The 16,674-nt window shown below is 62.9% G+C and carries 22 protein-coding genes; 11 read left to right on the forward strand and 11 right to left on the reverse strand.

Annotation, left to right across the window (positions count from 1 at the left end):
• Positions 1 to 7 precede the first annotated feature (7 nt).
• From M729_RS01000000134645 to M729_RS0104610, 3 genes are read left to right on the forward strand one after another with little or no spacing between them, the layout of a single operon-like run.
• On the forward strand, positions 8 to 964 hold the full coding sequence (locus tag M729_RS01000000134645; protein ID WP_032807994.1) for a ribokinase: 957 nt from the start codon (positions 8 to 10) through the stop codon (positions 962 to 964).
• Entirely contained in the window at positions 961 to 1,422 is a 462-nt protein-coding gene (rbsD, locus tag M729_RS0104605; protein ID WP_027160883.1) for a D-ribose pyranase, read from the forward strand. The genes M729_RS01000000134645 and rbsD overlap by 4 nt, the downstream gene beginning before the upstream one ends.
• Position 1,423: 1 nt before the next feature.
• Positions 1,424 to 2,254, forward strand: a complete 831-nt coding sequence (locus tag M729_RS0104610; RefSeq protein ID WP_027160884.1) for a 3-methyl-2-oxobutanoate hydroxymethyltransferase — start codon at positions 1,424 to 1,426, stop codon at positions 2,252 to 2,254.
• An 85-nt stretch (positions 2,255 to 2,339) separates the two neighbouring features.
• On the opposite strand, the gene M729_RS1000000136880 is transcribed toward M729_RS0104610, so the two are convergent.
• A complete protein-coding gene (locus tag M729_RS1000000136880) occupies positions 2,340 to 2,483 on the reverse strand; it encodes a hypothetical protein (RefSeq protein WP_081714329.1) in 144 nt (47 codons plus the stop codon).
• A gap of 435 nt (positions 2,484 to 2,918) precedes the next feature.
• Between M729_RS1000000136880 and M729_RS0104620 the strand changes: the two genes are divergently transcribed.
• From M729_RS0104620 to M729_RS0104630, 3 genes are all read left to right on the forward strand, one after another.
• On the forward strand, positions 2,919 to 3,362 hold the full coding sequence (locus M729_RS0104620; RefSeq protein WP_013530517.1) for an SRPBCC family protein: 444 nt from the start codon (positions 2,919 to 2,921) through the stop codon (positions 3,360 to 3,362).
• A 153-nt stretch (positions 3,363 to 3,515) separates the two neighbouring features.
• A complete protein-coding gene (locus M729_RS0104625; RefSeq protein WP_013530516.1) occupies positions 3,516 to 4,664 on the forward strand; it encodes an amidohydrolase in 1,149 nt (382 codons plus the stop codon).
• A 43-nt stretch (positions 4,665 to 4,707) separates the two neighbouring features.
• Positions 4,708 to 5,181 (forward strand): VOC family protein, encoded by a 474-nt coding sequence (locus M729_RS0104630; protein ID WP_027160885.1) that lies wholly within the window; start codon positions 4,708 to 4,710, stop codon positions 5,179 to 5,181.
• Positions 5,182 to 5,201: 20 nt separating this feature from the next.
• On the opposite strand, the gene M729_RS0104635 is transcribed toward M729_RS0104630, so the two are convergent.
• Positions 5,202 to 6,203, reverse strand: coding sequence for an NADP-dependent oxidoreductase (locus M729_RS0104635; protein WP_024503923.1), 1,002 nt, complete (start codon positions 6,201 to 6,203; stop codon positions 5,202 to 5,204).
• Between the two features lie 65 nt (positions 6,204 to 6,268).
• On the reverse strand, positions 6,269 to 7,084 hold the full coding sequence (locus M729_RS0104640) for an oxidoreductase (RefSeq protein ID WP_027160886.1): 816 nt from the start codon (positions 7,082 to 7,084) through the stop codon (positions 6,269 to 6,271).
• A 103-nt stretch (positions 7,085 to 7,187) separates the two neighbouring features.
• On the opposite strand from M729_RS0104640, the gene M729_RS0104645 reads away from it, so the two are divergent.
• Positions 7,188 to 7,757: a TetR/AcrR family transcriptional regulator gene (locus M729_RS0104645; protein ID WP_027160887.1), complete on the forward strand. Its 570-nt coding sequence runs from the start codon at positions 7,188 to 7,190 to the stop codon at positions 7,755 to 7,757.
• A 129-nt stretch (positions 7,758 to 7,886) separates the two neighbouring features.
• Here the strand turns inward: M729_RS0104645 and M729_RS1000000136435 are convergent, their stop codons facing one another.
• Positions 7,887 to 8,948 (reverse strand): hypothetical protein, encoded by a 1,062-nt coding sequence (locus M729_RS1000000136435; protein ID WP_050596177.1) that lies wholly within the window; start codon positions 8,946 to 8,948, stop codon positions 7,887 to 7,889.
• Between the two features lie 74 nt (positions 8,949 to 9,022).
• Here M729_RS1000000136435 and M729_RS0104655 point away from each other — a divergent pair, with 74 nt between their 5' ends.
• Positions 9,023 to 10,225 carry a cytochrome P450 gene (locus tag M729_RS0104655; RefSeq protein ID WP_027160888.1) on the forward strand — a complete coding sequence of 401 codons (1,203 nt, stop codon included), beginning with the start codon at positions 9,023 to 9,025 and terminating at the stop codon, positions 10,223 to 10,225.
• A 23-nt stretch (positions 10,226 to 10,248) separates the two neighbouring features.
• On the opposite strand, the gene M729_RS0104660 is transcribed toward M729_RS0104655, so the two are convergent.
• The 4 genes from M729_RS0104660 to M729_RS0104675 all read right to left on the reverse strand — a co-directional run bounded on the left by M729_RS0104660 (position 10,249) and on the right by M729_RS0104675 (position 12,192).
• Positions 10,249 to 10,524 carry a GH3 auxin-responsive promoter family protein gene (locus tag M729_RS0104660; protein WP_027160889.1) on the reverse strand — a complete coding sequence of 92 codons (276 nt, stop codon included), beginning with the start codon at positions 10,522 to 10,524 and terminating at the stop codon, positions 10,249 to 10,251.
• Positions 10,514 to 11,197, reverse strand: coding sequence for a hypothetical protein (locus tag M729_RS0104665; protein ID WP_156949269.1), 684 nt, complete (start codon positions 11,195 to 11,197; stop codon positions 10,514 to 10,516). Before M729_RS0104665 ends, M729_RS0104660 begins: the two co-directional genes overlap by 11 nt.
• 443 nt (positions 11,198 to 11,640) lie before the next feature.
• Entirely contained in the window at positions 11,641 to 11,838 is a 198-nt protein-coding gene (locus M729_RS0104670) for a hypothetical protein (protein ID WP_027160891.1), read from the reverse strand.
• A 120-nt stretch (positions 11,839 to 11,958) separates the two neighbouring features.
• On the reverse strand, positions 11,959 to 12,192 hold the full coding sequence (locus tag M729_RS0104675) for a hypothetical protein (RefSeq protein ID WP_027160892.1): 234 nt from the start codon (positions 12,190 to 12,192) through the stop codon (positions 11,959 to 11,961).
• A gap of 249 nt (positions 12,193 to 12,441) precedes the next feature.
• Between M729_RS0104675 and M729_RS1000000139140 the strand changes: the two genes are divergently transcribed.
• Together M729_RS1000000139140 and M729_RS1000000139145 are read left to right on the forward strand one after the other, a co-directional pair.
• Complete coding sequence (locus M729_RS1000000139140; RefSeq protein WP_245267538.1) at positions 12,442 to 12,798, forward strand: Gfo/Idh/MocA family oxidoreductase; 357 nt, start codon at positions 12,442 to 12,444, stop codon at positions 12,796 to 12,798.
• A 38-nt stretch (positions 12,799 to 12,836) separates the two neighbouring features.
• On the forward strand, positions 12,837 to 13,316 hold the full coding sequence (locus M729_RS1000000139145) for a hypothetical protein (RefSeq protein WP_245267539.1): 480 nt from the start codon (positions 12,837 to 12,839) through the stop codon (positions 13,314 to 13,316).
• A gap of 32 nt (positions 13,317 to 13,348) precedes the next feature.
• Here M729_RS1000000139145 and M729_RS0104685 read toward each other — a convergent pair whose 3' ends face one another.
• A complete protein-coding gene (locus tag M729_RS0104685) occupies positions 13,349 to 13,624 on the reverse strand; it encodes a hypothetical protein (RefSeq protein ID WP_024503933.1) in 276 nt (91 codons plus the stop codon).
• A gap of 143 nt (positions 13,625 to 13,767) precedes the next feature.
• On the opposite strand from M729_RS0104685, the gene M729_RS0104690 reads away from it, so the two are divergent.
• On the forward strand, positions 13,768 to 15,792 hold the full coding sequence (locus M729_RS0104690; RefSeq protein WP_027160893.1) for an amidase: 2,025 nt from the start codon (positions 13,768 to 13,770) through the stop codon (positions 15,790 to 15,792).
• A 10-nt stretch (positions 15,793 to 15,802) separates the two neighbouring features.
• Here the strand turns inward: M729_RS0104690 and M729_RS0104695 are convergent, their stop codons facing one another.
• The gene (locus M729_RS0104695; RefSeq protein ID WP_027160894.1) at positions 15,803 to 16,216 is read right to left on the reverse strand and encodes a hypothetical protein; all 414 of its coding nucleotides are present in this window, start codon (positions 16,214 to 16,216) and stop codon (positions 15,803 to 15,805) included.
• Between the two features lie 94 nt (positions 16,217 to 16,310).
• Complete coding sequence (locus tag M729_RS0104700) at positions 16,311 to 16,655, reverse strand: hypothetical protein (RefSeq protein WP_013530500.1); 345 nt, start codon at positions 16,653 to 16,655, stop codon at positions 16,311 to 16,313.
• Positions 16,656 to 16,674 lie beyond the last annotated feature (19 nt).

A 16,674-nucleotide genomic window follows, 5' to 3' on the forward strand; every position in this document is an offset into this window, starting at 1 on the left:
GGCATTGATGAGCAAGACCGCACCAAGAATTACAATCGTCGGCAGTTTCGCGGTCGGCCTGACCATGCGGGCGCCCAAACTGCCGATCTTCGGCGAGACGATGCTCGGCACCGACTTCGACATGGGCGCCGGCGGCAAGGGCTCCAACCAAGCGGTGGCCACCGCAAGGCTTGGCGCGCGCTCGGCGCTGGTCGCCATCATCGGCACCGACAAGCTGGCCGGCATCGCAACCGACCTCTATGCCGCCGAGGGCGTCGATGCGAGCCTGGTCACGACGACAACCGAACGCGCCACCGGCGTCGGCTTCATCATCCTCAACGACAAGGGTGAGAACTTCATCATCCTCGACATGGGCGCCAACGAGCTGATGGATGCCGCGACCGTCGACGCGGCCGAAGAGCGCATCGCCGGGAGCGATGTCGTCATGACCGTGCTCGAAGTGCCGATCGCCGCCGCCGCCCGCGCCATGCAGCTTGGCCGCAAGCATGGCGCCCGCACCATCCTCAATCCAGCACCGGCACGCCAGCTTCCCGACGCGATCTTCGCCTCCGTCGATTATCTGACCCCCAACGAGAGCGAGCTGCGCATCCTGCTCGGCCTGCCCGCCGACGATCCGCGCTCATCGCGCGAGCTTGCCGGCGAATTGCGCCGCCGTGGCGTGCGCAATGTGGTGGTGACGCTCGGCCGCAGCGGCGCGCTGATCCTGACCGACGATCTCGACATCATGGTACCGGCCGTGCCCGTCGCCGTGGTCGACACCACCGGCGCCGGCGACGCGTTCAACTCCGGCTTCGCGGTGGCGCTGGCCGAAGGTCGCGATATCGTCGATGCGGTCCGCTTCGGCGTCGTCTGCGGCGGCATCGCCTGCACAAGGCTCGGCGTCATTCCCGGCCTGCCCGAACGGGCACAGGCCGACGCGCTCTACGCCGAGGCTATGAAGACAACATGGAAGGAAACGACATGAACCGAAACCGGCTGCTCAACGCCGAACTGTCGCATGCCATCGCCTCGATGGGCCATGGCGACCTGATGATCGTCTGCGATGCGGGGTTTCCGATCCCGTCGAGCGCCTGGCGCATCGACCTCGCCATCTCGCCCGACGTGCCCGATCTCGAAACCGTGCTGGCGCCGATCGCCGCCAATTTGATCGCCGAGCGCATCGGCTATGCCGACACACTGCCGGTGCACAACGCACCGCTGCTGGCCAAGCTGAAACGACTGTTCCCCGACGCCGACTTCGAGACCACGACGCACGAGACCATCCTTGGCGAAATTGCTGCCAAGGCCAAGGTCATCGTGCGCACCGGCGCCTTCGACCCGTGGGGCAACATCCTGCTCTATTCCGGCGTCGACGTGCCGGCATGGTTCTCCAAGCCCGGCGTCGTCGCGCCCGACTACTATGCCAAGAAGCTGAAGGGCTGAGATGGCTCGCATCTTCGACTTCGGCGGCCGCGAGGTCGAGCGCAGCGTGACGGTTGCTGGCCTGCGCGCGCTGAAGGGCAGCGGACGGCGTATCGCCCAGGTGACCGCCGAAACCGCCGAAGAGGCAGCCGCCGCCGAGGCTGCCGGCATCGAGATGGTCGTCTGCCGCGCCGCCAACGTGCCCCGCGTGCGCGAAGGATCGCGCCGCGTCTTCGTCACCGCCGCGCTAGGCTTCGCCGATGCCGTGACATCGGACGAAATCCTGCGAACCGCCTTCTCCGCTATCACGGCGGGTGCCGACGCCGTCATCACCGGGCGCGGTCTCGACACCGTGCGCATGCTCGCCAACGAGCAGATCCCGGTGATGGGCCATCTCGGCTTCGTGCCGCGCAAATCCACCTGGGTCGGCGGCATCAGGGCCGTCGGCAAGACATCAGCCGAAGCGCTCGACTTGTGGGACCGTTTTCGCCGGCTGGAAGACGCTGGTGCCTTTGCCGTCGAATGCGAGATCATCGCGGCTGAGGTGATGGCCGAGATCAACCGCCGCACATCGCTGGTTACCGTGTCACTCGGCTCGGGCGCCGAGGCCGACGTGGTCTTCCTGTTCACCTCGGACATCTGTGGCGAGAGTGCCCGCCTGCCCCGCCATGCGCGAGCCTGGGGTGACCTGGCCGTGCTGCAAAAGGCAGTGAGGGATGCGCGGGTCGAAGCGTTGTCGGGCTTCCGCAACGAGGTCGCGGGCGGCAGCTACCCCGGCAACGCCGAGGTCGCCGGCATGGCTCAGGCAGAGCTTGACGATTTCCGCGAGCGGCTGGAGTCGGAACGGGATTAGATGGCGGCAACGCAAACGGCGGCCCGCGCGTGGCCGGTCCGCCGAGATGTTGAGCGTTTGGGGAACGGAAGACCCGTCTTCGCGCCTAGATGCCGAAGAACTGCTTGCCAACCATGTAGCCCAGCGCCGCTACGACCAGCGGAAACAGTGCCGGCGCGGCCTTGCCTAGAAGGGAGACCTGCTGGTCCTTCGCCGGCGTATGACGTGCATTGCCGAGATTCTTGGTCATTGCTTGCCTCAGGTTCGAAAGACTCATTAGCAAATGCTGATTAACAGCATGGCCGCATTAACGGCCTGATAGGAAATCAACTCTGATCAGATGCAAATTCTAATGATCGGCACATGGACGGCAAAGACGCGCTGCCCTATTTAGCGGCGTTCGAAGCATTGACCGGGGCACGCGGCCATTCGCGCTGCTCGGTAAAACCGCCCCCGAACAACAAGATGGCTCAGGAGCTCGATTTAGCAGGTGAGCGCCAGCTCCGAAGCCGGTGCAGTTCATCCGCCGCCTCGCCCGAGCTTCGTGTTGATAGCTCGGGGTCGAACGCATGTCCGCGGCGTAGGCAGGCCGCCTCCCGTCAAAAAATTCGCAAACCAATGTCGGACTGGCTAGGCTTCGTCCGTCCTTGGGGTATCGAACAGGCATTCATGAAAGGATCCAGCAATGCCCGGCACCGTACGTTTGCACCGCGTTCTGACGACCAGCCCGGAAAAGGTCTATCGCGCCTTCGTTGAAGCGGACGCGCTGGCCAAGTGGCTTCCGCCAAACGGCTTCACCTGCACGGTCCATAATTTCGAGGCAAAGGTCGGAGGCACGTTCAAGATGTCGTTCCGCAATTTCACCACCGGCGACAGCCACGCCTTCGGCGGCGAATACCTTGAACTCGTTCCGGGCGAGCGCCTGCTCTACACCGACAGGTTCGACGATCCCAACCTGCCCGGCGAGATACGGGTGACCGTGGTCTTGAAAAAAGTGTCGGTCGGCACTGAAATCGACATCACCCAGGCCGGCATTCCGGACGTCATTCCGGTCGAGGCCTGCTATCTCGGCTGGCAGGAATCGCTCAGAAATCTGGCAAAGCTCGTCGAGCCCGAGATCAATCAGTAGGCTGCGGATGGCCGGGAGAACGGCCGTTTCTGGCCTGCCGAAGCCTGAAACTTGGACTGTGGCGGGAACTGCCCTTTGTCGCTAGCAATTCATCATTGCGGCACCCCTGTGCCTGGACGTGTCGATGAAGAATGCAGCGGAGGTTGAAAAAGCATGACTCTGACCAACCGAGACATCGTCGAGTTGACGGCGTGGCGGCGCCAGCTGCACCAGTATCCGGAAATCTCGAATGAAGAGGAGAAGACGGCAAAGGAGGTCGTCGCCTTCCTCGCCGATACGGGGCCGGACAAGGTGCTGACACAGCTCGGCGGGCACGGCGTCGCGGTCACATATGACAGCGGCAAAGCAGGGCCGACGGTGCTGTTCCGTTCGGAACTCGATGCCTTGCCTATCGAAGAACTTTCAGGCGTGCCGCATGCGTCGCGCGTGCCGGGCAAGTCGCATATGTGCGGCCATGACGGACACACCGCCATCCTGGCATCCCTCGGCCGGCAGTTGGGGCGCGAGCGGCCTGCAAGCGGCCGCGTCGTGCTGATGTTCCAGCCGGCGGAGGAAACCGGCAATGGCGCAGCCGGCGTCGTTGCCGATCCCCGCTTCGGCGAGATCGCGCCGGATTTCGCTTTCTCGCTGCACAACCTGCCTGGCGTGCCGTTCGGCGAGGTGCGGCTCAAGCCCGGCGTGGTCAACTGTGCGTCACGCGGCATGCGCATCGTGCTGGAGGGCAAGACCGCCCATTCATCCATGCCGGAGACCGGCACCTCGCCGATGCTGGCGATCAGTGAGCTGATGCCGGCGCTGCCGGCGCTCGGGCGCGGAACCTTCGCCGACGACGACTTCTCCATGCTGACCGTCACCCATGCCGCGATGGGCGAAGCCGTGTTCGGCATCGCGCCTGCTCATGCGCAGGTGTGGGCAACGCTGCGCACCCGGCGTGACGAGCGCATGGCGAACCTTTGTGCTGCTGCCGAAGCACTGGTCGCCAGGATCGCGGGCGAGCATCGCCTTACCGCCCGCTGGGACTATCACGAGATCTTCGTCGCCAGCGTCAACGCGCCGGACGCGGTGGAGCATCTGCGGCGCGCGCTCGATGAAGAGGGCGTATCGCACGGCGAAGAGGCCCTGCCGATGCGCGCCTCGGAAGATTTCGGCCTGTTCGGCCATAGTGCCAAGTCGGCGATGTTCTTCCTCGGTGCGGGCGAGCGGCACCCCGCCTTGCACAATCCCGACTATGACTTTCCCGACGACCTGATCCCGATCGGGTCAAGGATCTTCATGCGCACGGCACGCAATCTCCTGGGTTGACCTCCGCCAACTCCAACGCCGAAAGGAACATGCAATGCCAAAGATACCGAAGAACACGATTTGCCTTTGGTTCGACAAGGACGCCGAGGCTGCGGCGCGCTTCTACGCAGAGACCTTTCCCGACACCAGCGTGGGCGCCGTTCACCGTGCGCCGAGCGATTTTCCGTCCGGCAAGAAAGGCGACGTGTTGACGGTCGAATTTACCGTCGCCGGCATTCCCTGCATCGGATTGAACGGCGGCTCCACATTCAAGCAGAACGAGGCCTTCTCGTTCCAGATCGCCACCGACGATCAGCAGGAAACCGACCGCTACTGGAATGCCATCGTCGGCAATGGCGGCCAGGAGAGCGTGTGCGGCTGGTGCAAGGACAAATGGGGCGTGTCCTGGCAAATCACGCCGCGCACGCTGACCGAGGCCATGGCGGCCGGCGGCGAGGAAGCCAAACGCGCCTTTGATGCGATGATGGAGATGACGAAGATCGACGTCGCGGCGATCGACGCAGCCCGGCGCGGCTGACCTCGATCGCGGCTGAGTTGCTATCTGACCTTGATGACGACCTTGCCCTTGGCGCGTCCTGTTTCGACATAGGCCAGCGCCTCATTGGTCGCCTCGAAGGGAAATATCCGGTCGACGACCGGGCGGATCGCGCCGGATTCGATGAGCGATGCGATCTTGCTCAGCTGCTCGCCCTGCGCCCACATGAAAAGGAACGAGAACGTCACGCCACGGCGCTTGGCTTTCGCTCGAATACCGCGGCTCAGCAGGCGAAGCACCAGCCTCAGCACCACGTTCAGTCCCTTTTCCCTGGCAAATTCCGGATCCGGTGGGCCGGAGATGGAGATGAGCTTGCCACCCGGTTTCAGCACATTCAGTGATTTTTCAAGTGTCTTGGCGTCTTGGCTGTTCAAGACGACGTCGTAGCCCGAAAGGACTTTCTCGAAATCGTCTTTCCTGTAGTCGACGACGATATCGGCGCCGAGCCCCTTGACCAGACCGGCACTCGCCGCGCTGGCGGTGGTCGCAATGGTCGCGCCGAGATGCTTTGCCAGTTGGATGGCGAATGTCCCCACGCCGCCGGAACCGGCTTGAATGAAGACCTTCTGTCCCTTCTTCAGCTTGGCCCTTTCGACGAGCGCCTGCCAGGCGGTCAGGCCGACCAGCGGGATCGAGGCCGCCTCCTCCATGCTGAGGTTCCCGGGTTTCAGGGCCACGTCGGCTTCATCCATGGCTATGAACTCGGCGAACGTCCCGATCCGGCCATCGCGCGGCCGCGCATAGACGTCGTCGCCGAGTTTGAATTTGCGGACTTTCGATCCCACGCGCACAACCCTCCCGGCCACGTCGTGACCCAGGATGAAGGGCCGGCGATAGGGCAGGATCAGCTTGAACTCTCCGGTTTTGACCTTGGAATCGAGCAGGTTCACCGCCGCGGCGTGGACCTCGACCAGGACATCGCTGTCCCCGAGTTTCGGCTCCGGCATTTCGGCCAGCCGCAGAGTGCCGTTCTTGCTGTACTTGTCGACGACGAATGCCTTCATGGCAGTGACTTTCTGAGAGTGATTTTGGTGTGTCGCATGTGCGTGAAATCCTCTGCTCGCTGTGTTCAAACGGGCAGGCGGAATTGTTTCCGCAGGCTCTTGTCGAATATCCCCGCGGGAGCAAAGCGACGCAGCAGGCTGACCTGGCGCGCAGCCTTGCCGGCGGTGTAGCGCCGTTGCGGACGGGCATCGGTCGCTGCCTTGACGACCACTTGCGCCACCACTTCCGGCCGGTCGGCGACAGGCATCACGTCGCGAAGCAGCGCTTCCAGCGTAGCTCGGGCTTGATCGTATTCCTGCAACGGCGAATCCGGCTGGATCCCGTTCTGGTCGAAGACAGTACGAACGAATGCCGGCTCGATGACCGAAACGCGGATATTGAAGGCGCGAACCTCGTGGTCGAGCGATTCCGAATAGCCCTCAAGCGCGTGCTTGACCGCCGAATAATGCGCTGAATACGGCGCCGGCACCAGTCCCAGCACAGAGCCGATATTGATGATGTGCCCCTCGCCACGCTGCCGCATCGACGGCAGCACCGCATTGGTCATGCGGATGACGCCGAACAGATTGACGTCGAACAGAGCCTGCACCTGGGTAATCGAGAATTCCTCGGCGCCTCCAAGCTGGCCGACGCCGGCATTGTTGACCAAGAGGTCGATCCGGCCGGTCTGCGAGAGCACCGTCGAAACGAGTGCGGCAACGGCCTCACTGTCGGTCACGTCGCAGATCAGCATGGTCACCCCGTCCGGATCGTTGCCGGCCTTGCGCCGGCTGGTTCCGAAGACGGTGAACCCGGCCCGCGCAAGGGCTTCGGCACTGGCGCGGCCAATGCCCGAAGAGGCCCCGGTCACAACGGCGGTTTTTCCGGCATTCGTTTTCATTTCGTGCTCCAAACTCATGGGGGCTAGCTTTTTTTCATCCGTTAAATTACAGTCGTAATATCAGATTATGACCATAATGCAATAGCAGAAAGGAATAGCAGCCATGCGCTACGAAAAGGGCAGGAAGGACGCCTCGCGCGGCCGGATCCTGGAGGTCGCCGCGGAACGCTTTCGGAAAAACGGCATAGCGGCGTCCGGGCTGGCAACCATCATGGGCGACGCCGGGCTGACGAACGGGGCTTTCTATCCCCACTTTCAATCAAAGGCGGCGCTTGTCCGTGAAACGGTCGCTGCAGCTCTCGAGGATCAGTCCGACGAGATACGGCAAGCATTGGCCTCCGGCGGCTTGGCAATGGCCATAGACACATATCTGTCGGCGGCGCATCGGGATAACCCCGGGAAGGGCTGCGCCTCTGCCGCCTTGCTGGCGGAAATCGCCCGTGAGCCACCCGAAACGCGTCAGCTTTATACCGAGCGTTTGCTGACCCAGGTGCACCAGGTGTCGGTAGAGCTGCCGCCGCAAACTCCTGATCCGGAGGGCGTTGCGTTCGCTATCTTTGCGACCCTCATTGGCACGCTTCAGCTGGCCCGTGCCGTGGAGGGAACGGAATTGTCGGATCGTATCCTTGCGGCAGGGAAAGCTGCGGCGCGCGCGCTGATCGAGCAGCGTTAGCGCGGCAGTGTGCAAAGCGGTTCCGCTGCGGTCAAACGATGCCTCGTTGTGGGACGCCGCGCCGCGTGGGCAGTGGAGCGATTAGGGGCTGCATTGCATTAAGTGTGAAGCCCACCAATTGCGCTCATGTCACCCCCAGCCAAACAGCCGCGCCAGCCGCTTCTTGAGCGGTCGCAGGGACAGGCGCCGACGCCGGGAGAATCCAGCAATCCTCTGCCGCACCACATGCATGGCATCGGCGTGGATGGCATCGACGCTCATGGTGCCGTTACCGAGCAAAAGGTCAGGGCCCGAGACCGGGCGCATGATGCCACGCAGAGCCCGCTCATGCATCTCGGCGTAGCGGCTGTAATCCACCCCCGCCTCCCAGCCAGGCGGCCGCGTCAGAACGGACGGGTTGTTATTGATTTCGAAGGTCTGAACTTGGTCGTCGACGATGCCGTAATCGATGCGCCCATAGTCGATGCCGGCCAGGGCGAAGACACGCCCGACCTGCTCGGCATGCGGATTGTCGACCACGTAAGCGCGGCTTTCGGCCCTGTCCGCCTCTGTGAAACGGGTGCTTAGAAACTTGATGTACCAGTTCTCATTGATGAAGCAGTGCTGCGGATAGACGGTTGGGCCGACCTTGAAAGCCGAATATTTGCGGAACCGCCCATCGGCAGAGGGAGCCGCGCCGTATTCGACGATCATCAGGTCCGGGTCTTGACGGACATGGCCCGGCAGACGGGCAATCGCTGCTTCCAGCGCATCCGCGCCGTCGATCAGCCCGGTCAGCGGCGGCTCATGCTGGCTTTCCCAGCGCACGAAAACTGGAAACCGGCGTACCGACTTGCGCTCACCCAGCCGATGCACATCGAAATGGTTGAGGCCCGCGGCCTTCAGGCGTTTCAGCAAGTCAAAGCGGCGTGGCACGATTGCTGGATCGTTGAGCAGCAACAGGCCTGGATTGAGCGAGGCGATGCGCTCATGGAGGGAGACCGCCGCCTGCAATTGAGCCGGCGCCAGCCTTTCAAAATCCGTAAAGATGAAGGTGCCGGGAGCGAGGGGGCCGAGCCTCGCGGCCAACTCGTAGGGAATGATCCGGACAAGATCACCAAGCCCATGCTGGTAATAGCCAAGCAGTACGCCCATCGTGTAAGCGTGTTGGCGCGTGCAGAAATAATAGATCGGCCCCTGATTGTTGGTCATGGCCGGGTGTCGATATCCGGGCGTGCACGACACACCACTGTCTTGGCCGACAAGATTGGACTTCTCGCAAGGCAATGCATACCGAATCCCCCTCCAATGCTGTGTTCAATTCCGGCCGGCATCTCTGGCAAGGGATTCGCGCCGGTGCTTTCGAAGGTGCCGCGGACACCTATGCTATTCACGATGAAATGCGACGGCGCGCTCCGGTCTGGCAGGCGCCGTGGGGCGATGTCTATCTCACCGGCTACGATCTTGTTTCGAGCAGCCTCGCCAATCGCAAGCTTTCGCACGTGCCGCCGGCCGATGTAATGGCGGATCCGGATTCCGCGATACGCGACTGGCTGATCTATCAGGAAGGCAGCGCTCACGCCGCCCTGCGCCAGGCTCTGCAGCAGCCCTTTGTCGGCAAGGGCATGCCGGCTTTGCGTCCCATTGTAGCTGAAACGATCGAAGACCTCATGGGCGATTCCGGCTTGTCCGGGACGACCGAAGTCGTGGCCGCCTTCACGCGCGGCGTGCCCGAACGTGTCATCTGCCGCCTGCTTGGCGTACCGGACCAGGACATGCCGATGATCCGGGCATGGTCGGGTTCGATCCGCGCCCTTCTCGATACTGGTTTCGATGATGCCTTCGGCGGCGCCAACTCCGCCGACGAGATGTCCTGCTATTTCGTCGAGCATCTGCGCCATCTGCTTGCCACTGGGCGAATGCCGCCGCTGCTGACCGGGCTGGCCGGCCTGGTCGATGCGTTGGGGCTGACGGCTGCCGGTCGCAACATCGCCTTCCTGGCCTTCGCCGGTCACGAGACCACGGTGCACCTCATCGGCAACATGTTGTTCCATCTTGCTCACCAGCCCGCCCAGTGGGCGGCCCTGCGGGCCGACCGCCGGCTTGCTGCCAGTGCCGTTACCGAAACGCTGCGGCTGGAAAGCCCAGTGCAGAAGATCTGCCGCTGGCCGCTCGAGCCTGTAATCATCGGCGGCCAGGAAATCGAAAAGAACCGGCTGATGGTGCTGCTTGTCGGCGCTGCCAACCGCGACCCGGCCCAGTTTGCCGACGCATCGCGTTTCGACCTCGGCCGGGCCGGCAGGCAGAACCTGGCCTTCGGCCGGGGCGCGCACGTCTGCATCGGCAGGGCGCTGGCCGAAATGGAAGGTGTCGCGGTGCTGGAAGCCGCACTCAACCGCTGGAAAACCGTCGAGCCTGTTGCTGCACGTTGGATGGACAATTCCTCGATCCGCGGCCTGGATGCGCTGACCTTGCGGCTGACAGCCTGACCGGATGGTCGCTTGTCCGGTTTTCATGCCTTTGCGCGGCCCCGAGTGGTACGCTCGCTGAGGCGCAGGCGCGGCGTGTCGCCGGTGGCCCCAATGACTTCGACCTTGTCTTGCGTATCGTAGCGATAGAGGCCGGAGCCTGTGGTCACGATAGGCCCGCAGGCCAGGCCTGCCTCCGACTGCCACGCGAAAAGGGTGGCACCGCTTTCATCGGCCTCGATCTGACCGAGCCGCGCCCGAAAACCGGCATCCCCGGCCGCGGTCGCGCCGGCAATCCGTGCCCAGGCTTCAGCGCCCATCTTGCAGCCCTTCGGCGAAACTCGCGGCGGCGTAGCGCTTCAGATTGCCGAGTTCGAATTCCGCGAGGCAGGCAAGTTCGACACCTCGGAAGTAGAAGGGATTGGCTTGGAGAAAGAAGGCGGCAAAACGGTTGCGGAATGCTGTTTCCTCGACATCCGCCCACTGTTCCCGCAAGTGGCCTTGCGACAGGCCGAAGTCTATCAGTCCGGTCGACGGCTCGAATTGACGCCCGTATCGGGCAGTTGCGATGGCATCGCGGATCGTCTGCAGGCGGGCCGAAACCGGACCATCGACGGCTGGAACGAAGTCGCAGAAAAAATTGGGGAGAATGCGGAACGTCCTATGCCCTCCGATGATGGAGAACCAGAACAACCGGCCCGCCACCCCGGCCTTGGCGGCGCCGGCCGCGCGAAAGAAACCGCGCAGCAACACGGGGTCGCCCCAACGCGCGGAATGGAGAACAGTATCGCCGGAGAAGAGATAGTGGACAGTCTCCCCGCCGACGGTCTGTGGTCTGACAAGGTAAGTCGAAAAGCCGATTATCTCCCGGTCGCACCGGATGATCACGACAGCATCCTTTTCAGCGAGATCACGTTCGAAGACATTGCGATCGACTGCCTCGTAGTAGGTCTCATACAAGGCAAACATCCGGTCGCGCTCGGCAGGCGTCAATTCCCGCACCGGCGTCGTTGTCGAGCCAATGGAACCGATTTCATCCGCAGTACTTCGCACGCAATCTTGCCGCCCATGTCAGACCCCAACAATCGAATATCAGTCATGGGCTCAGTAGTTCAACCCGCACCAACCCGAATCTTTACGAGCATTTGTCTCGGCATTCGGGGTGATGGTCCACCCGACCCTGTCGGTCAAAGCGGCCGCATTGGCCGCCATGGCATAGTGCATTGGACGGCGCACGGCGATCACACTGCCGGTCGCCCGCGAAATTGTTCGACCGCTACTCTCGGCTTTGGTCTGCTATCTTCATCGGAAGTGCAAAACTGCCTGTCCGCTTTCGGGCCTAAAACGCGATGCCCGATATTGGACGCAGTAAGGTTAGAGGCTGCCGGCGATGAAAGCGCTGCCGGTGCATGCAGCGGCATCCCAGCCGGATATGTTCAGAAGTCGAGAGCGACCATCATACCGCGGACTTCGGCCATTTCCAGCAGCAGGTCTTGGAGTCTTTCGTCCAGTGCGGCACCGGTCTGCGCCAGAAGCTCGGTGACGCTCTCTCTCATCGATATGACGGCGGCGCCTGTCTTCTCGGCGAGCAGCCGTCCGATGGCAGCTCGGATCAGGTCGTCCTGATCAGACATTGCTTCACCTCCCAACGCACTGCAACCTCCCCTTGCTTTCCATGCCTCACCGCCGCTTTCGACAACAGGGCGTGATTTCCCATACCGTATGATTTTTGATGCGACATCGGGCAGCTTTGCTCATGCCAGCAGATCGTCTCGATGAGCCCGCCAGACGTTCAACACCGACAATGAGGGCAGCAGCGAAAAATGGCCGGGCTGGACCGTTTCGACCGCTGCAAGCAGTGCCAGCGGCACTTCGTGCCGATAAAGCCCAATGCACACGCCCCCTTTGGCCGTTGCCGGCAATTCCGTGACGGTGTCGAAAATCGAAAACGTACCCGTTGGCTCTTCCACGATTTCGAAACGCCCCACCCCAAACCTCCCTCTGCACAAAAGTAGCGACCAACGCGGACACCCCCCAGTGGTTCCCTAGGCCGGCAGTTTTTTTCGCGCGTTGGTTGTAGCGCATGCCGGCAGGACAGTCATGCCCGCAGGGCGCGCAGTCAAAAATCGCTACGCACATTTTAAATCTTTTATAAGGCGCTGTGCACCTCGCAACACCCGACGGCAAGAACCTTCGAGACGGCCGAGGCGCTAATAGCGTCACCCGACATCGACGCGGTGTTCGTGCTGTCATCCGACGACACCCACAGCCGCTTCGTGCACGCGGCGATTGCCGCCAACAAGCACATCCTGCTGGAAAAGCCCGCCTGTCTGACGGTGCGCGAGATCGACGATCTGCTGGCGCTGATGCCGGACTACGACAAGACCCTGTTCGTCGGCTATATGCGCCGCTACGCGCCGGCATATCTGGCCGCCAGGGACGAGCTGCCGGCCTTCGCCGACATCACCCATGTCCGCATCTTCGACCTGATCTCGGAGGGCCGGCATTTCCTCAAGAAGAGCCAGAACGTCCTCTATCCCAACGACATAGACCGGCCCTGCTGGCGCATGGCGCCAAGGAGCGCGACGCGCTGATCCGCGAAGTCGTCGGTGCCGACGCGCCGGCCGACCTGGTGCGCGCCTATCGCGGGCTGACGGCGCTTTCCTCGCACCACATTTCAGCGATGCGCGGGCTGATCGGCGAGCCGGCGCGCGTGCTGGCCGCGCACCGCACCAATGGCGGCGCCAACACATCGGTCACCTTCGACTACGGCCATTTCGCTTGTCTCTACGACGCGGTGGTCGACGATCTCGGCCTGTTCGACGCAATGATCGAGGTGCGCTCCAACACCAGGCGCGTGCGCATCATCTACGACACGCCCTACATCCGCAGCCTGCCGACGCGGCTGGAGGTCACCGATGCCGGCCCGCTCGGCCCGGTGACGAAAGCCTTCGGCCCTCTCTACGGCGATGCTTTCTCGAATGAACTCGAGATTTTCCACCGCCACATCGCCGAAGGAACAAAGCCGCTGACCGACCTCGCCGATTCCCGCCGCGACCTGGCGTTGATGGCCGAAATCATCGAGCGTATGAAAGAGAGCGGCCAGCGTTGAGGCGCTCCCTACTGCCCTACTGCCCTACTGCCTTATTTCCCGCAGTGATGATCGTTGATCTTGTTCAATGCATTCGCGTCGGGTCCAACGCGATGGTAGGAGCACGCGCCAGCCGCCGTCGTCACCAACTGCTGATCGTAGTAGTGCGGGCCGCCGAACAGGATATCGATGAGATCGCCTTCGGCGGGAACGTAGCGTTCGGAGTGGACCCGGCGGTCGTAATGCCGGTCGCCAGCCAAGGCCGGGGCGCAAAGACTCGCGCCCGTAGCAACCGCGAGAGCTAGGATCGCAACGCATTTCGTGGTCATCGGCACACCCTTCTGGCCATTCCGGAATCGCACCATACATCCAAAACCGCCAGCCGGACAAAAGTTCCGAGAAGACCACGATAGGCTCTTGCCGAAGCCTGCGGCCTCGCTCATCCATGGTGCGTGGAAATGTGGGATCCGTGATGACCGACGCCAGCCTTCACCTCGTCGAAGCGACGATCGACCAACTGCGCCGCGCGCTCGATGACGGCACCGTCACCAGCGTCGAACTGGTCGGGGCGTATCTGAGGCGCATCGCGCATTTCGACAGGCACGGCATCAGCCTCAATGCCGTCCCGGTGCTCAACCCTGACATGTTCGAGGAAGCCGCCGCCTCCGACCGGCGCCGCCGCAATGGCGCCGTGCTCGGACCGCTCGACGGCATCCCCTACACCGCCAAGGACAGCTACAAGGTTGCAGGCCTGACGGTGGCCGCCGGCTCGCCGGCCTTCGAGCATCTCATTGCCAATGAGGATGCCTTCACCATCGCCCGGCTGCGCGCCGGCGGCGCCGTGCTGCTCGGGCTGACCAACATGCCGCCAATGGCCAATGGCGGCATGCAGCGGGGCGTCTATGGCCGCGCCGAAAGTCCGTACAATGGCGATTATCTCACCGCCGCCTTCGCATCGGGTTCGTCCAATGGCTCCGGCACGGCGACAGCGGCCAGCTTCTGCGCCTTCGGGCTTGGCGAGGAAACCTGGTCGTCCGGCCGCGCGCCGGCCACCAACAATGCGCTGGTCGCCTACACGCCGTCGCGCGGCGTCATTTCTGTGCGCGGCAACTGGCCCCTGGTGCCGACCATGGATGTCGTCGTGCCGCATACGCGCAGCGTGCCCGACATGCTCGAACTGCTCGATGTGATCGTCGCCGACGATCCCGAGGCGCGAGGCGATTTCTGGCGCGCGCAGCCTTGGGTCAAGCCGCCGAAAAGCTCCGATGTGCGGCCGCCCCGTTATACCGATCTCGCACTGGCGGGGTCGTTGAAAGGCAAGCGCCTGGGCGTGCCCAGAATGTATATCGGCCGCGACAGCGAGGCCGATGCGCCGATCGAAACCCGCGCCTCGGTGCTTGCCCTGTGGGAGCAGGCAGCGGCCGATCTCAAGCGGCTTGGCGCCGAGGTGATCGAGGTCGATTTCCCCGTCGTCTCCAACTACGAGCGCGACCGCCCCGGGGCGCGCACCATGGTCGAGCGCGGGCTGGTGCCGCAGGACTTCGCCGAGCGCGAACTCTGGGATCTCAGCATCTGGGGCTGGGACGACTTTTTGCGCGCCAATGCCGACCCGGCCGTGCCCGATCTCGTCTCCGTCGACGGCCCAAAGATCTTCCCGCAGCCGCCCGGCACGCTGCCCGACCGCTATGAGGGCGGCTTCGATCTGAGAGAATATGTGGAACGGGCCCGGTCCGGCGTCACGCCGTTCGCAGACATTCCAACGCTGGAAGACGGACTGAAGGGCCTCGAAGCAACAAGGCGGATCGATTTCGAGGACTGGCTGGACGGCCAAGACATCGACGCCGTGGCGCTGCCCGCCGCCGCCGATGTCGGACCGGCCGATGCAGACATCGACGAGGCATCTGCCGCCCTTGCCTGGCGCAATGGCACCTGGGTCGCCAACGGCAATCTGGTCTGGCGCCATTTCGGCATCCCGACCGTCACCGTGCCCATGGGAACCATGGCCGATATCGGCATGCCGGTCGGCCTGACCTTCGCCGGTAAGGCCTATGACGACGAAAGGCTGCTGCGCATGGCCGGCGACTACGAACTGTCGACCCGGCGCCGCACCCTGCCCCCACGCACGCCGGAACTGACTGAAGATGTATTTTCCCGCCGGCCCACGCAAACCGGTAACGGCAAGGCACCTCCGCTCGTCATCGCGCTTGCCGCCGAGACGCGCACGACCGGCGATCAGGACGAGATCACCATCACCCTCGACCTGCCGATCGACGCCGAGGCGGAAAACGCCAGCGTCAAGGTGCATGTCAACGGCGAGCCTGTCGCCATGCAGCGAAGCGGAGCGCGCTGCTGTGGACAGGCATTGGTTCCGGCCGCAGAGCACCAGCGGTTCCACAGCGTCTGGCGTGGCTCGTATGGCTCGATCGTGACGGCTATTGTGCGGCTGGAGGATGGGCGCAGCGCCGGCGCCTATCTGGTTACGGGCGGGATTGGATGAACGCCAGCAGCTAGGAAGGCAGCGAAGTCAGCCATTCTTCCCAAAATTCCTGCTGCATATGGACGAAAACCGGAACCACGTCGACGCCATCATCAAATATGTCGACCAGATCGCTCTCTTGCGGAAATTGCCCCGTCTTCACCTTGCAGGCTATCAATCCGCGACTTTTCTCCATCACGGTATTTTCCGGATAAACATTGGCGCTTGCTCCGTAACAGATGGGTAGCAGGCCATCGACTTCGAGTGCCTGACGGATTTGGAACAGAGCCTCGAAAAAGTCTTCCTCTTCTGCCTCGATCACCTTGTCCCGATAACTGCATTTCAGATTGCAGGCAGCGCCGTTCACGTGCAGCGTGAACACGGCTTGCTCGTCGTCACCAACGGAACCTGCTCCGATCAGAAAAACAGTACGCTGATGGTCCATCTCATCCCCCTCGCCATGTGACGGGATGGTAGTACGACAACGGCCGCTTTCCAGCATGGCAGGGATTGGGACGCGGCCGCACTCCCTGCCGTCGTCATCCGCTGGCCGGGCGTCCCGCCGCAAAGGCAAGGTCCCGCCGAATGACATCCCGCTTGTCTTGCGACAGACCGGCAAGCAGCTTTTCATCGAGGCAGCCTGCTCGGATGAGATGAGTGAAGACATAAAGGAGCTGCGAATAGCGGTAGTCGAACGTCCGATCGATATCCCGCCGCTGTTCACGCAAATAGGCTTCCAGCTCCCACATCTGGGAGGGAACCGTCACCGCACTGGCCTTGCTCTTGAATTCGGCCATCGTCTTTGCGAGGGCCGCCTCAAGAGCCTTATCGAAGGCGTGGCGGGCGAGCTTCTTTTCGGAAGCGGACCAACTGGAATCGTTCATTGGATATCTCCGTAGATTT

Origin of the sequence: Mesorhizobium sp. WSM1293, assembly GCF_000513875.1 — a bacterium.
GTDB classification, from domain to species: Bacteria; Pseudomonadota; Alphaproteobacteria; order Rhizobiales; family Rhizobiaceae; genus Mesorhizobium; species Mesorhizobium ciceri.